At 45.9% G+C, this 16,173-nt stretch carries 9 protein-coding genes; 2 read left to right on the top strand and 7 right to left on the bottom strand.

Going from position 1 to position 16,173, the window contains the following annotated elements; genetic code table 11:
* Positions 1-28: 28 nt before the first annotated feature.
* The 7 genes from AB4114_RS16590 to AB4114_RS16560 all read right to left on the bottom strand — a co-directional run bounded on the left by AB4114_RS16590 (position 29) and on the right by AB4114_RS16560 (position 13,732).
* A complete protein-coding gene (locus AB4114_RS16590) occupies positions 29-1,210 on the bottom strand; it encodes a metallophosphoesterase family protein (protein ID WP_441989441.1) in 1,182 nt (393 codons plus the stop codon).
* A gap of 13 nt (positions 1,211-1,223) precedes the next feature.
* Positions 1,224-3,554 (bottom strand): glycoside hydrolase family 95 protein, encoded by a 2,331-nt coding sequence (locus AB4114_RS16585; protein WP_441989440.1) that lies wholly within the window; start codon positions 3,552-3,554, stop codon positions 1,224-1,226.
* Positions 3,555-3,632: 78 nt separating this feature from the next.
* Entirely contained in the window at positions 3,633-5,180 is a 1,548-nt protein-coding gene (locus AB4114_RS16580; protein WP_441989439.1) for an extracellular solute-binding protein, read from the bottom strand.
* A 99-nt stretch (positions 5,181-5,279) separates the two neighbouring features.
* Positions 5,280-6,158, bottom strand: coding sequence for a carbohydrate ABC transporter permease (locus AB4114_RS16575; RefSeq protein ID WP_171632160.1), 879 nt, complete (start codon positions 6,156-6,158; stop codon positions 5,280-5,282).
* Position 6,159: 1 nt separating this feature from the next.
* Positions 6,160-7,152 (bottom strand): ABC transporter permease, encoded by a 993-nt coding sequence (locus AB4114_RS16570; protein ID WP_441989438.1) that lies wholly within the window; start codon positions 7,150-7,152, stop codon positions 6,160-6,162.
* A 202-nt stretch (positions 7,153-7,354) separates the two neighbouring features.
* Positions 7,355-9,667, bottom strand: a complete 2,313-nt coding sequence (locus AB4114_RS16565; RefSeq protein WP_441989437.1) for an AraC family transcriptional regulator — start codon at positions 9,665-9,667, stop codon at positions 7,355-7,357.
* A gap of 138 nt (positions 9,668-9,805) precedes the next feature.
* The gene (locus AB4114_RS16560; protein WP_441989436.1) at positions 9,806-13,732 is read right to left on the bottom strand and encodes a polysaccharide lyase family 8 super-sandwich domain-containing protein; all 3,927 of its coding nucleotides are present in this window, start codon (positions 13,730-13,732) and stop codon (positions 9,806-9,808) included.
* Between the two features lie 321 nt (positions 13,733-14,053).
* Between AB4114_RS16560 and AB4114_RS16555 the strand changes: the two genes are divergently transcribed.
* A complete protein-coding gene (locus AB4114_RS16555; protein WP_441989435.1) occupies positions 14,054-14,653 on the top strand; it encodes a TetR/AcrR family transcriptional regulator in 600 nt (199 codons plus the stop codon).
* Between the two features lie 63 nt (positions 14,654-14,716).
* Positions 14,717-16,117 (top strand): MFS transporter, encoded by a 1,401-nt coding sequence (locus AB4114_RS16550; RefSeq protein WP_441989434.1) that lies wholly within the window; start codon positions 14,717-14,719, stop codon positions 16,115-16,117.
* Positions 16,118-16,173 lie beyond the last annotated feature (56 nt).

The following is a 16,173-nucleotide window of genomic DNA, read 5'->3' as shown; positions in this document are numbered from 1 at the left end:
CCTCACACATAATATGATCTTCTTCTGCTTATTTTGCTTCTACCACTACATCGAAAGGCAAACGAGTGAGTTCTGTATTCAGCGTTTCACCCAAATAAATCATATCGTAACTTCCAACTGGAAGATCCAGATCACTGAAAATCAACTTTCCATCTGGCTGGCCGAACGTTTTGGTCTGTACGTGGACAATAGGACTAATCCGTTCTGTCTCACTCGGTTTAGCTCCTCTTCGATAAATGCCGAAGGCATCTTCTCTTAGCGAACCTACATAAGTAACCTCAATTGGTTCATTTGGCTGAAAGACAGACTTGTTCATATTCATTGCAGGATTACGAAGAGTACAATCCGGATCTACCGTCAGATCCACCACAGGAATCGTCACTGGCAGTTGTACCGTATATTCCGCATCAGTAACCCACGATTTTGATGAAAAATCTCTTCCTTTTACTATGACTTTATCCTCGTAGACTTCAACGAAAAAACCCTGTGAGCCCTCTTTCAAGACGTCATCATCCGTCCATAAATAGGCTACAGAAGCTGCATTAAACAGGGTTGCATACTTCTTGTTATACATCGTCTCTTTTGCGCCCAGCTCCCAGTGCGTGTGACCGGTAAAGACAATGGATTGCGGGTGTTTGGCTAGTGTCATCTTTAATTCTGCATCCTGCCTGATCCCATTCCATCCGAACTCACTTTGGGACCCTGCAACCGTATTCAATAGGGGCTCATGAACAAAAATAAATGCCGGCTTCTCTGTCACTTCATGTTCGGACAACTTTTGATCTAACCACTTGAGCTGGGTCTCTGATAAATAAGCGCAGTCTTTCAAGCCAATTTCAGTGCCAAGGAATATAAAATGATACCCTTCCAACCACAAGTCATAGTAAGCATGGTGAATCCCCGTATGATCTTTAAATAACGACATCTGCCTATCAAGATCTTTCCAACGCACATCATGATTGCCGTAAGTAAAATGGATTGGCGGCAGCCCCTCCATATTAGCTTTCCAAATCTGCTCCACGATCTCAAATTCCGCTCGCTCCCCATTGTCCGTGATATCACCGACATGCATGATCCCCTGACAATCGGGGGAAGTTGCCATAATATCCTTGAGCGCCCGATCAAAATTCTGGGCTTCAGTCCCCTCTAAATTCGCTTTAATATGGGTATCTGTTAAGACGACGAACTTGAGGCTTGGTTTCTTCACCATTTCTTTCCTCTCCTTATTTCGATGTAGAAGGAATTGAATAGTCTATATTAGCGCATTGAACCGAATACCTTATTCCTGCCTCTGCCGTAAAGCAATAAACCGAACCATCTATAGAGTTCACCACCAGCACATCCCCTTCCTCCCTATTGATCACAAGGGGGGATTCGCTGCGGATTGTACACAAGCCATCCTGTGTGGCATGCAGCACGGCTTCTTTCAGCTGGCCATCTTGCCACTGGATCTCAACCTCGAAGCCGCCCCGCGCGCGCAAGCCGCTAACTCGACCATGACGCCATGCCTTCGGCAAGGCTGGCAGAAGCAAGATTTCATCCCTGTGCGATTGCAGGAGCATTTCTGCGATAGCCGCTGTACCGCCAAAGTTGCCATCTATTTGGAAAGGGGGATGGTCACCAAGCAGACTCGTATGCACAGAATGACTAAGCAGCTCCATCAAATTGATGTAGGCCCTCTCGCCATCATGCAATCTCGCCCAGAAGTTGATGATCCATGCGCGGCTCCACCCTGTATGACCGCCTCCGTGTGCAAGCCGCCTCTCTAGCGTCCGTCGAGCAGCCTCGGCTAAATCCGGTGTATGATGTACGGTAATCTGCTCACCTGGATGCAGGGCAAACAAATGTGAGATGTGGCGGTGACCGAGCTCCACTTCCTCATAATCGACCGCCCATTCCATCAATTGGCCATGTTTGCCAATTGCGGGTTCTGGTAATCGATTCCTTACTTGTTCTAGTTCCTCTAGAAATTCCTTATCCGTATCTAGAACCGTCCCTGCCTCTATACAAGCTGCCAAAAGGGCATGAATAATTTGCGAATCCATCGACGGTCCAATACTTAGAACGCCTTCATTGCCATTCGGCAATCGATACGTATTTTCCGGCGAAAGAGAAGGAACCGTGACTAGACGACCTTGTTCATCCTCGATGAGAAAATCAAGGAAAAACAGCGCTGCTTCCTTCATTATCGGGTACGCTCTTGCACCTAGAAAATCCCTATCTCCACCAAAACGATAGTGCTCCCACAAATGCAAGGACATCCATGCCCCGCCCATCGGCCAGAAAATAGCAGGCACATAAATGCCGCATATGTCAGTCTCCGCCCACAGATTCGTGGTGTGGTGCGCCACAAAGCCTCTGGCACCGTAAATCTCCCTAGCCGTCTTTCGCCCGTTCTCCATTAGTCGATCCATCAGATCGAATACTGGCTCATGACATTCAGCCAAATTGCACACTTCAGCCGGCCAGTAGTTCATTTGCAAATTAATGTTCAAGTGAAAGTCACTTTCCCAAGGCGGTGTGTGACTCTCATTCCATATGCCTTGCAAATTGGCAGGCAGCGAGCCTCGTCTTGAGCTGCCCATAAGTAAGTAGCGGCCATATTGAAAGAATAACGAAATGAGTCCGTGATCCGCTTGGCCCTCCTGGACTCTGACTAATCTTTCATCCGTTGGCAAAGCTTCCACTTCAGCTTCATTGGAATCCTCGATCTCAAGTTGGACACGTTCAAACAACGAACGGTGATCCTTCACATGGTCCTCTCGAACCGCCTCAAATCCTTTGGCAACACTTGCTGCTATACGAGATTGACACACGACAAGCGGTTCGGGATGTCGAAACGTCGTTGCAGCTGCCACATACAAAGTAACACTATCTACCGCTTCCACAGAGACGAAATCGCCAATAATCTGCACGTTCCCACCTTCTGCTACAGCCTTCAATACCGTTGTATACTGAACGCCATCTGGCCCGCATTGCCCTTGCATAACGATGCTTTCCGCACCTTCTTTACCTGACGTGCCTTCAAATGGACGTCGGCTCAAATTCGTTGAGAAGCTGATTGCTCCAGGTCGATCCGAGCTTAAACGAATAACAAGCACCTGATCAATGGCACTTACGAAGATCTCCCTGTGATACGTCGTCCCGTCCAAGGTGTACGAAGTTTTAGCAATCCCCGTAGACAAATCCAATTCACGCCTATAGTTGGTGGTTTCCCCATTTGATTGTCGAAAATAAAGGTTTATATCACCTAGTGTTTGATAGGGTGCAAAGTATTTGGGCCCTGGTGTCATCGCCATACGTGCCAAATACTCGGCATCCTGCGGCTTACCCTCGAACATAAGCCTGCGAATTTCCTCTAGATGTTTATGGGCGTCAGGTTGCTCCCTCTTCTTGGGTCCGCCATACCAGAGGGAGTCTTCATTGATCTGAATCCGTTCTTGCTCCACTCTGCCGAATATCATAGCCCCAAGCTTGCCATTCCCTACTGGAAGAGCGTTTACCCAGTTCTCTGCAGGTCTCCGATACCATAACTTCAGCTGTTGCCGACTCATAAGGATCACCCTTCTTTTTGAAAAGAAACCCGACCACGCCATCAACAGGCACGATCGGGTCCTTTCATTTCATCAGACTTATTTAGATTTTTCTTTGTAGAACTCGTTCGTTTCTTTGAGATGCTGTTGGAAGCTTGGATCATCTTTGAACTGTTTTACCAGTTTATCCCAATCCTCAAGCGTATTTTTTCCAAAAACCACATTAACCATCATATCGTTCAGCTTTTTATCCCAGTCTGCTCCCTTTTCCTTAAATGGCGCTGACTTCATTAAGCCGTAAGTCGGATCTGTGATAGAGGAAATCGCATCAACCACTTTTTTATTGGCTTCGTAAACATCTGTCGGAATACCTGAGATTTTGGCTCTCGAATATTTATCAAAGTAACCGGTTACCCATTGGCCTGTCGTATCACCGGAATATCCTTTTTTCTTGCCTTCTTCGGTTTGCTCAACGCTCCCGTCAGGCTTCACTTTATAGTCAACATCTTGGATGCCGTAAGTAGCAAGATTATAACCTTCAACCGAAGCTGTATAATCATAGACTTCTAGGATTTTCTTCAGCTTCGCCTCATCAACCGATTTCTTATTGATCAGGAATTGTCCATAATAACCACTTGCTTGCTCATAATATGCTTTGCCATCTGGTGCTTTTGGTAATTCCACAGCAATAAGGTTCGCTTGCGGATTTACCTTTTGCAATTCCAAGTTATATTTATAGGCATCAATCACGTTGGCAAATGCTACACCTGCTTTGCCCTGAACGAGCATATCTTTAATTTGTGCTGCCTTGAGAACAGGGAAATCAGGAAGAATACCGCCTGCTTTAAATGATTTGTTCCAGAAAGCTAGTGCTTCTTTGGCTTGTGGTGTATACCAATACGGGATTAGACTGCCGTTCTCTTCTTTCCACTTCGTGCCCGTGCCAAACATGGAGAGCAGATAACTAGCAGGTCCAGGTGATCCTGGAATGACTGCACCATAAGTATCTGGTTTGCCATTGCCGTCTGGATCTTTCTGTGCGAAGGCTTCGAGAACTGTAGCCAGCTCATCCATCGTTTTCGGTTGTTGTAAGCCTAGCTTATCCAACCAATCTTTACGGATTAGCATGGACTCGTGGCCATCCAACGGTCTTACACGTGGAAGGGAGTACAATTTACCTTTCAAAGAAGCATTCTTATATACGTTTTCTGGATACTTAGCTAAGTTTGGATAGTTTTTAATATAAGGACCTAGATCCCAGAAAGCGCCTTGATCAATCGCATTCAAGAAGGCAGGCGTTAAGTTAAAATCTTCTACGAATAGAACATCAGGCAAATCGCGGGAAGCAAGAAGTGCATTCAATTTTTCTGAAATTTGGGCTGCTGGAATCCAATTTAACTTTAGGTTGACGTTTAGCTTCTCATTCAGCTTTTTTACTGCTTCCAACTCACCTGTAGGTGCAGCAGCGAAAGCAAGTGTCGTGATGGAAATATCCGCCGGTGCCGCAGGTTTAGCTGATGCTGCAGTTGTACTCGCTGCTGAAGAACTTGCTGGCCCAGATTCATTCGCTTTACCACAAGCCGCTAAGGAAGCGACTAGCCCTGTTGCTGTTAAGAGTACTGCCAATTTTTTAACCATTGGTTTCATGTAAAGACCTCCCGTTTATATGCTTATTATACAATTCGAAATATCAACCTGCATGTCCAATACTTCCCTGCCTGTATCACCCCTCTCCGTACAGTTCTCTCACCCTTTCACGGAACCAACCATCATACCCTTAACAAAATATTTCTGTAAGAACGGATACACCATGACAATCGGTAAGGAGGAGATTACAACGGCAGCCATCTTGATCACTTGTGGCGGCACGGTACGTTCACTTTCCAACATAGCAGCCATCGAAGGATCGGCCATTTGCGATGCAGAAATGAGCAACATTTGAAGGAGTACCTGCAACGGACGCAAGCTGTCGCTATTGATGTAAAGTACGCCACTAAAGTACGTGTTCCAATACGCTACAGCGTAGAATAACCCGAAAGCGGCAAGGGCTGAGACGGAGATTGGCAGCATAATGCGAAAGAATACGCCGATATCCGAGCATCCATCCATTTTGGCAGCTTCCTCCAGTTCGTCTGGTATCTCTTGATAAAAATTTTTCATCAGGAAGACGTACCATGCGCTAGTCAATGCCGGCAAGATCAGTGCCCAAATGGAGTCCATTAAACCAAGACTATCTACGAGCAAGTAGTTCGGAATCATGCCCGGATTGAACAACATCGTCATGAGGATCGCAACAAGGAAGAACTTCTTCCCTTTCAAGCGTTTACGGGAAAGCACATAGGCTAGCGCACTTGTAACAATTAAGCTTAGTAAGGTACCGAACACAGCGAGTATTCCGCTTATCCCCATCGCATGAACGAATGCGTTCGTGGAGAAAATGTACTCGTAAGCAGATAAGCTCCATTTCTCAGGTATCAGGACCAGCGACTTCGTCAAGTACTCCGTAGGATCAGTAAATGAAATGATTACAACATAAATGAATGGCAGTAGTGTAACAAGTCCAATAATCGTTAATACCGTATAGTTTAGGACATTAAATATCTTAGAACCCATCTGATTATCCATATTAGTAAAGTCCCTCCTCCCCGAACTTCTTGGCTACACGGTTTGCTGAAACAACCAGTATGAGTCCTACAACCGATTTGAATAATCCAGCAACCGTGGCATAGCTGAACCGACCTTGTTGAATACCAACGCGGTAGGCATACGTATCAAATACGTCAGCCACCTGCGATACGGGTCCGCTTGCCATAAGGAATATTTGTTCAAAGCCTACATCCATGACTTGGCCTAAACGTAAGATTAACAAAACAATAATCGTGCTTTTGATGCCGGGAATCGTAACATTCCTCATCTGCTGCCATCTTGTCGCACCATCAATTTGCGCTGCTTCATAGAGCTCTGAGTTAATCCCTGCAAGGGCAGCCAGGAAGATGATCGTCCCCCAACCCGCTTCCTTCCAGATACTTTGAGCTGTGAGCATGGCCCAGAAATAATTAGGCTCCGATAGGAATTCAATCTTATGCCCGCCGAACTCGACGATTAATTGATTAATGACCCCGCTGCTTTGGCCCAGAATCAGGAAACAAATGCCGACGATGATCACCCATGATAAAAAGTGAGGTAAATAGATGACCGTTTGTACGAATTTCTTAAAGGGTAAACTCTTCACCTCATTCAGCAATAAGGAAACCACAATGGGAATGGGGAAGAAAAACACGATATTCAGAAGTGAGATCGCCATCGTATTTCGAAACAACAGCATAAAATCGGGATTCGTGAAAAACTCATGAAAATATTTCAATCCAACCCATTCGCTATCCCAAAAACCTAAATAAGGAGAGTAATTTTGAAAAGCAAGCAATAATCCCCATAACGGTACATACTTGAATATGAGGAAAAATAGTAATCCTGGCGCTGCCAATACATATAGATATTTGTCACGCTTTAGCGCGACTTGCCACTCGTGTACTCCTGATTTCTTAGATGTCTTTCTTTCTTCTAGTCCACTCGGGATCGCTTTCTGAAACTGTTCCACCTGACTATGTGACAATGTCATCACCTCTCATTATTACGTTGGCATCTCGTTGTTTTGCTTGAAACGATCGTACCTGATCGTAAGTCATAGGGACAATGACCAATTCTTATTCACGTTTTTCTCAAAAGACAAAAAAAGAGAAACCCCGTAACTACGGGGGTTCTCTTCCTATTTTCCTCATTTTTTGCTTCATAATGAATCCATATAACGATTTTTGGGCATTCTAATTTTCCTCGTCTGATCCACGGAATTGACCTGGCGTCACACCCATTTGCTTTTTAAATACCCGGATAAAGTTCTTCATCTGATACCCAACTCGCTCAGCCACATCTGACACCGATAAATCCGTCGTACGAAGCAACTCAATGGACTTCTCAATCCTTACCTTGGTCAAATATTCAATAAAGGAGAGATCCTTTTTCTTTTTGAACAGCTTGCTTAAATATTGCGGACTTAATCCACAAATTTGCGCACATTGATCCAACGACAAATCAAAATGATAGTTCTCCTCCATATACCGAACCACTTTCGCAATCAGCTGCTCATGCTCCTGATGCTGCTTGCCATGCACATAAGCAACAATGGGCTCGACCAATTGCTCTTTAAACCAGGCATTCAGTTCGTAGGTCGTACTGATATTGCGGATATGAAGATACGGATCTTCATTCGACTCGCCAAATAATTGCGCTGTATCCAATCCGAGCATGTAGGCCGTACGAATCGCAGCAGTTAGCAGTCGATAATACGACATTTGAATGAGCTCAGGCTTCTGAATCGCAGCGCCCATCGATTTTGCAAACTCATCCATCATCCTGACCGCTTCATCACGATCGCCAAGCTGCAAGGAATTCTCGAAATGAGTTTCGATTTCCAACGGATACCGATAATGCATGTCGGAATGACTTTTACCACTCGTATGAGCTATGACTTGATTGCCGCCAACAATAATACGAGAACGAACCGCAAGCAGCGCCTCTTCGTATAGTTCAGGCAACTCGCTAATTTGCTCGCTTTTTCCACTAAGCCCAATCGTAACCTGCAGATGCAAATAGTCAGATACAAGCAACCGCAATCGCTCGGCAAATTGTTTGATGTCGGACTCATCGTCTTCCGCTTGCAGCGGATCCCTATACAGCCAAACAGCAACCTGATCATTCAGCAGATTGATGCCTATGCCCTCCATCCCATGGGATTGTATAAGTTCACTCGCTATATTTTTCACAGCAAAAACAATTAACTCACGGTCATTTTCTTGGAAACGAACCTTTCCTTCTGACTGCAAATCGAAGGCAATTACGATCACGATGCTTTCCTTATCTGCAGGCACGTTATACCTCCGAAGCATGGAGGCCAGTTGATCCTCGGAATAATAGAGGAATCGCCCTTGCAAGAGCTGCAAAGCAAAGATTTCACGAATAAGCGGCAGCTGGTCACTAAGTTGTTGCTGCATGTCATTAGCCGTACTGCTGAGCTCGGCCCATCGTTTGTGCACGAAGCCCACTTCATCGGTTTCCACTTCATCGGTTTGTCCGTCTTTGACATAGGCGACAAGATTCTGAATGGGACGATAGACACGACGTGTACCCCACAGCGTAATGAGCGCACCCAACACCAAGCATATAAGAACGATAACCAGTGTGATTAATTTAATCCCATTTGATTTCGCATTCAATTGATCAATCGGAACCATATTGATATATTGCCATTTGTTAAAAGAAGAAGTAATCGGGGTCGCCATATATTCGATTCCATTAAAGGCGAACTGGAAACGCTGCTCGGAACCCTTTTGAGTAACGCGATCAAATAAACCTGGGGGAACCTCACTTCCACCCATGGAGGTAATAAGCGCTCCCTTGTCGTCCAAGATGAACATTTGTTCACCTTTATAGCTAATAAAACGTTTCATAATATTTTGGAACAGCTCTTCATTAATCCGTATAAACATGAGCCCGATAGGCTGTTTAGCAAGCAGCGGCATTTTGGCAATTAACGTTACACCATTGTCGTTATATCCTGGTATTGAAGAATAAGGTCCACTGACCCATTTGAGCTGATCATTGGTCGCAAGCTCTTTCAGCAGCGCCTCGCGCTCTGCTATACCTTCAATTCGCCTCCCCCCATAAATAGGTGAGATCAAATATCCTTCATCCGGCACGTACATCGCAACGTCGCCAACTTCTTTGTTCCCATTCATCAGCGCAGATAATTCACTAGAACTGCGGGAATAGAAGCCCGCATAATTCGTATTTTTCAGTTCAGTCAAATTCGAGCTAAAAAAATAACCCAGCAGCATTTGAATCGCATTGTTTTGAATCCGATCCAACGTCGAATCGATCGTCGAGGATACGTTATTTAAAATCCGAACATTCGATTGATTCACTTCACTTTGTACAGCGGAGGCTGAATATAAATAACTCCCAATCCCAACAACGAGAACGGGAATAATCGCAGCGAACAATGACAAGGTGATCATATTGCGAAAAATCGTTTTACGGTGAAAAAAACGCTTCCAAAAATTCGTAAGTATTTTGCGCATGGCAATCACCTCATTAACGGAATAATGAGCATTTTAATCGGTTATACCTATAAAATCAAGTCTTCTGAGAATAAAGATGACCCGACTTCGTCTAGCAGACAAAGTCGGGTTGTAACCGTTCAAATGAGTTTGATTACTTTATGACTTTAAAAAGGCAATAGCGTTTAACAGCCTCTCAGCAAATGCTGCTTCGATCTTTTTGCCTGATTGCGCACGAATATGATTTTCTAACGCATTGAATGCTTGCTGTACTAGTGCCTGATTCAAATGTTTTTGAAGAACATCAATCATGACTAGCAAGCTATTATATATGCCTTGATTGGTAATCCAACCTTGCTGATACGCATAACTTACTAACTCATCCAAATGGCCTACATCCATGACTACTTTTAGCGTGTACGCTGATCTTGATTCGTTCCCAGCCGTGTCAGTTGCCGTAACGACTACAGCATGATCGCCAATAGGCAGACTTAAAGGACTGAACGTGTAAGGGATGCTTACTTCAGTACCGTTCAATTGAAGCGACTTCCCCACTATGCCACTAACAGGATCGGAAATATCGAAATTCAGGCTGCCGCCAGCCGTCCAGTAGACAGCCATCGAAACTGTTGGAACGATGCCGGGAGCCGTTGCATCGATTTTTACAATCGCTGTTCGGATCCCCTCTTGATTGCCGGCATTGTCCACGCTGTAATATTGGATTTCATGTACGCCATCTTCAGCGATCGTAACCGAGTTCCCTTCCATAAACGTGCCGCCATCCAGTCTATAGAACGTCTTCTGCACGCCGCTGCCCTCGTCGCCTGCAGTCAAAGTCACAGTCTGGGCATTGCGCTGCCAATCTGGCTTTGCATTATCTGTTGTAATTGGTGCTGTCGCATCCTTCTTGAACGTTACGGCGTGTGTTTTGCCTACTGAACCTGCTACGTTGATCTGGAGCTTTAACGTGGGCAACGTTTGTACAATCGTAACCGTATCATCACTTCGTACGAGGGATAACGCAGCTTTGTTCAGTTCAAGCGTAATCGCACTTTGCTTTTGTGTTGGATCGGATACGGCAATGGTTAATTCCGTTTCAGATTCCTTCACCATGACAGATGATGGATTACGTGCTGTAATAAAATCAACTGTACCTGGATTCCAGAAATTCGCTGCCGTAATACCGAGCTTCTTCTCTCTAACCGCATGCACATCTGTCGTATTGCTTAATACTTCAACATCGGGCGCATTGCTGTAAAGCTGAGTTGCCGCAGTGTCTTTATGTGGCAGCATCACGTACGAATACGCAGCATTCGAAGGCGTTGCCCCGTGTTCAAAGGCCAGGCTCATGTAATTCCGAGTGATTGGCGTCGCCGATTGGCCGCTGTTAATGTCGCTCCATTTGCCAGTTCGGGCCTCACGCAGTCCATAAACGCTTGTCGTCTCTGGGAAATAATAGCCCATATCCGTTCCCGGCATATTTCCAGCCAAATGAGCCCACTTGACGTTCYCCATGTTCTCCGACCAACCGAGTTGACTTGTTTTGGCTGCGCCATTCACGGTGAGCACATTATCACCCGCATCACTCAGCTTGCGGTTATCAATGATCGTTTCTACAGGCTGTGGTCCAGCACTGGTACTTGAAATACCTGCGCCCAATGCAACGATTTCATCATCGAACATAAACCACGATTTTTTACCTTGCAGGTCGCTTCCGGTCACTTTGGCCAAGGAAAAGTCCATGCCTGAAGCGCCGTAAAGCCCATCGATCGTCGATCCACCCACCCACTCTTTCGCGTTCATGTACGAGGTCCATTCACCTGGCGTCACGCCTTTGCCAGAGCCGTTCGTTGTCGTTCCTGGCAAACGAAACGAGTCTACAGTCGGCCAGAAATCATTACGATATTGGCCTAGATCTTGATCGTAAAGATACGTCATACCGATCCCCGTATACCAACCTTTTAGATTCTCGTTATTCCCTTTTTCAAAAGCCGAGATACGATTAGAGAACATGCTGACTCCGAAACCATATCCCTCACGCAAATGAACAACCCGGTCCATACCAGCAAATACTTGGTTTTTCAGCAATTCTCCTCGAGGCTGTATTGAGGCATCGTTTAAGAGATTTTTGACAAGACTCAAATCGTAAACAGATAAGCCATCGAAATAATTGGTATATGTCGTATCCGCCAAAATCCACGCCATCGCCATTCGCTTAATGGATAACGCCACATCCGCTGGCGCCCCTTCGGCTAAGCGAAGCAACGTTGTAATCGTGCCTCTGGCGCTGCCTGAAGCTTGCCTCGACATACCTCTGCCATTGACCATATCCATGTAGAGACCTTTATATATGACAGGCTCAAACGTATCTGACACCCATTGATACACGTTATTGACGTTGGGATCCGTTACCGGCCAAGGAGAGCCATTCAACAAGAAGGTCATATCTGCGGCTCGGCTTAGCCAAACTGCTCCGTATCCCGCCGTATACGCTATATTGGTGTGTTGAACAAGCGAGCCGTCTTCATAAACACCGTCCCCATGATCGGCGTAAACAAATTCTGGACCCATCACATCGCGTCCTTGTATAATCTTTGCACTGTTTTTCCCGATTACACCCCGAACCGTTACAACCAATGCTTTATCCAACAGATTAGCCCCCGTCATTTTGCTTCCTTTGACACCAAGAACGGAGCCAACTTTGGGATCTGGACAAAACTTATCAATCGGCTTTATGTACTTAGTGATCTGCCCCTGAGTCAATTGCCCGTACATGAGCACGATGAGATCATTTAAGGTTTGCGGGACCCCAATCTCCCAGTCCCACCAATTCCCATAGGGGTTCTTGTTTTCGTTATATCGGTTCGTATACATCCATTCCATAGCGCTCACGATATCATCTCGCAACAAAGTGCTTTGATACAAGGGCGTCCCTGGCATGGAGTAGGCTAATGCCATCGTTTTTAAACGTGCATACCCCGTACTAATCTGGCTCGAATCTGTTGTACTTGTCAAATCACTCCATAGATTTGTCCGATTACCGACTTTAATCAATGTGTCCCATAAACCTATTTGAGCAGCATTCGATACACTGTCTGCCAGTTTAGTGAGGTTAGCCGCCATATCTGGATCAGCAGGATTGAACAGGGCACCGCCCGTTAGCTTGTCGTTCCATTTCTGTCGAAGCGCATTGTACGATGCTGCCATTTCCGCTGATTCCACGTTGATTGTACATTGTGCTGAAATCGTCCCATCTGGTGTCGCAACGGTAATGGTTGCCGTCCCAACCCCTACGGCCGTCACGTTTCCACTACTGTCCACTGTGACTGCACCTGGATTGCTTGACGTCCACATCACCGTTCTGTCCACTGCATTCGAGGGAGTGAGCACCGCAGTGAGCGTAGTCGTTGTATCTTTTGTCATAGATATCGCGCTTGGGTCCAAAGCAATTCCTGTTACGCCGTTATATTCCTCCAGACTTACTTCATCGAACCATACTTTCCCCATACCTGTCTCCAGAAATGGTTCGATGACCAATTTGGTTGCATTCGATGGAATTGTCATAAAAACCTGTTGCATCTTCCAATCGTTCGTACCTAACAATTTGGGGGTTGAGGGACCATCTCCAACTTTGCTTGCGTTATAAAATTGTGTTCTGAAGTATACTCCTGTACCTGTCACATTCTCCGTTTTCAACCACATTTTCAAGCGGTAGGATTTCCCCGCGGTCACCGGTGTTACCGTCTGATTAATGGAGACTCTGCTTGTTGCAAATGCATCTACCAATACGGACTTAGTTCCCTCATGGGCTATCGTTGAATCAAACGTGACATTGACGGTTTTATTTGGGGCCTTCCCGCTTCCAGTAGGAATCCATAGCCCCCAGCCCACAGGAGCATTCGCGCTGCTCCAATTAGCATCCGTGGCCGTTGTCGCCTGTTCGAAGCTTCCGTTCGTCATCAAATTCACCGCAGCGGCTTTCGCCTGATTGGTTGCGCTTTCAAAAAATGGGACAGTTGAGGCAACCACACTAAAAAGCAAATTAGCAGCTAACAGCATACTCACTTTCTTTTTAACCTTCTTCATCAATTCATCCTCCCGATCTCATTCTATCCAGCTCTTACACAACTCCGATCCTACCTGACTGGTTGTTCCGTGACAATGACCAATTATTGCTGACTACATTGTCGGAGACGAAAAAAAGAGAACCCCGTTGTTACAGGCTTCTCTATCGATTCAATGCACTTTTTTTAACATAGTAAGATCCTTCATATCCAATTTTGAGCATCCTAATTTGCGTTGTTTGCCTGTCAGTAAGTCTAATCAGAAATCTTCATTGACTTTAACCGCTAACCCATTTATCATAAATGTCAGTGAGTACTGACATTGTTTCGGAAGAGGGATACCATGGACGACAGCAGTAGCAGCAAAATGGGAAGCGGAGATAAGCTGCTATTAGCTGCGCTCCATTTAATCGCAGAAAAAGGCTATAACGGCGTAACGACGCTGGAAATTGCCACCGCGGCTGGCCTTAGCGAGAAGACGTTATTTCGCCATTTTGGCACGAAACAGAAGCTTCTAGAGGCTGCTTTCGACCGCTATCATTATGCAGAAGAGATGAAGAAACTGTTTGCTGAGAAGCTTGTTTGGGATTTGGAGACAGATCTTCTTCTCGTTAGCACGACCTACCATGAGATCATGAACCGTAATCGAAAAATGATTCAAATAAGCCTCAAAGAAGATGAAGGCCAATTGCCCGGATTTCGTGATCGTACCCAGAAGCATCCGCAGCAGTTGCTGGAGATCCTAACGAACTATTTCATTGAAATGTCCGCACAAGGGAAAATCGTCACAACGAACCCTGAGCTGCATGCCTTTACCTTTATTATGATGCATTTCGGAGCTTTTATGAATGATCTTGATGCTCAAAAAAGTTATCCTGGCATTACCTTAGCTCCCTTCGTGCAAGAGAGTATCCAATTATTTGCTAGGGCTTTACGGCCCTAGTTTTTTTCTCGCCCCAATGTCAGTCAGTACTGACAGTCTAACTTAGAAAGGTTGTGTCCTTTAATGGCAACCAAAGCACCCTTGCAAACCGCTGACAAATTAATGCGCATCCTCATGTTCACGATGGCCCTCTCCATGATGAGCGGCGTCATGTTCAATATTGCTCTGCCCAAAATTAGCACCGAATTTCATCTGACGATTTCTCAGGTAAGCTGGCTTTCTTCTGCTTATATCTTGATATATGCCATCAGCGCAGTCACCTATGGGAAGCTGGCAGATCGCTACAGGTTAAAAGATTTAGTCACTTTCGGTCTCCTTTTGTTTGCGCTAGGCTCCTTGATCGGTCTGACCTCGCAAACGTTCGCCATGGCGCTCGTCGGTCGATGTTTGCAAGCTTCTGGCGCCGCCGTTATACCTGCAATGTCGATGATTATTCCCTTGCGGTTCTTCCCACTGGAACGAAGAGGAGCAGCCCTTGGCATGACTGCGGTCGGCCTGGCCTTCGGTAATGCACTGGGCCCCGTTGTCGCGGCTTTACTTGTAAGCACACTTCAATGGCGCTGGCTCTTCGCCGTCTCTCTCGTTGTGCTAGCCGCACTTCCCTTTTACCGCAAATATCTAGGCAATGAACAGCCAGTAAGTTCAAGCAAGTTCGACTGGATTGGCGGCGGATTGTTAGGTGTCACCATTGCTTTACTACTGCTCAGCGTGACGAACAGCGTCTGGCTTTTACTCGGCGCACTGCTTGTTCTTGGATTATTCATGGTGCGTATTCGTACCGCGGGTGAGCCATTTATTGCACCGAAGCTTTTTCAAAATCGAAAATACACGCTCGGGCTTACACTTTCGTTCCTCATTAGCGGAAGCTGCTGCTCGCTCTATGTACTCAGTCCCTTGCTGTTAACGGATGTTCAACACCTACCTTCGGTTTGGATTGGCTTTGCCTTGGTTCCTGCCGCTGTCGCGTCTGCCCTATTTGGTCGCAAAGGTGGCAAGCTTGCCGATGCCAAAGGTAACTCGCATGTTGCCTACATGGCTTCCAGCTTATTGCTAGCCTGCTTCCTGCTGCTTGCCACATTTACTGGTAGCTCGCCGATGCTTATTGCCGTTTTCCTGGTTCTGGGCAATGTCGGTCAATCCTTCATCGTCATTGCGGTGAACAATTCCGTTTCCCGGACCCTACCGCAGGATCAGGTTGGCGTAGGTATGGGCATGATGTCAATGGCCAATTTCATCGGGCAAGGTATCGCCATCGGTCTGTATAGCAAGGCCGTCGATCTAGGGTCGGCTTCGATGACTAGCTGGAATCCACTTTTCAGCCACGGATCTGGTACTATTTTTAGCAATATCTATGTCGTGTTGGTCGGTTCACAGCTTATCATACTCGGTCTGTATTATGTTTCGTTCGGAAGACAGAATCGTCGAGTAAACGCGACTCAACCCAGTGTTTTATCGAATATTTAGAGATCGTCGACAAATTCCGACAAAGCTCCGCCCTCTCTACATGTAAAATATGAAAT

Origin of the sequence: Paenibacillus sp. 2RAB27 (assembly GCF_052115445.1) — a bacterium.
Classification (GTDB): Bacteria; Bacillota; Bacilli; order Paenibacillales; family NBRC-103111; genus Paenibacillus_E.
Note: the sequence above shows the minus strand (reverse complement) of the source record. Positions and strands in the feature narration are given on the sequence as shown.

Excerpts from the sequence above, each read along its gene's own strand:
- AB4114_RS16565 (WP_441989437.1), bottom strand. The coding sequence starts at position 9,667 with ATGCGCAAAATACTTACGAATTTTTGGAAGCGTTTTTTTCACCGTAAA.
- AB4114_RS16550 (WP_441989434.1), top strand. The coding sequence starts at position 14,717 with ATGGCAACCAAAGCACCCTTGCAAACCGCTGACAAATTAATGCGCATC.
- AB4114_RS16555 (WP_441989435.1), top strand. The coding sequence starts at position 14,054 with ATGGACGACAGCAGTAGCAGCAAAATGGGAAGCGGAGATAAGCTGCTA.
- AB4114_RS16570 (WP_441989438.1), bottom strand. The coding sequence starts at position 7,152 with ATGACATTGTCACATAGTCAGGTGGAACAGTTTCAGAAAGCGATCCCG.
- AB4114_RS16575 (WP_171632160.1), bottom strand. The coding sequence starts at position 6,158 with ATGGATAATCAGATGGGTTCTAAGATATTTAATGTCCTAAACTATACG.
- AB4114_RS16580 (WP_441989439.1), bottom strand. The coding sequence starts at position 5,180 with ATGAAACCAATGGTTAAAAAATTGGCAGTACTCTTAACAGCAACAGGG.
- AB4114_RS16585 (WP_441989440.1), bottom strand. The coding sequence starts at position 3,554 with ATGAGTCGGCAACAGCTGAAGTTATGGTATCGGAGACCTGCAGAGAAC.
- AB4114_RS16590 (WP_441989441.1), bottom strand. The coding sequence starts at position 1,210 with ATGGTGAAGAAACCAAGCCTCAAGTTCGTCGTCTTAACAGATACCCAT.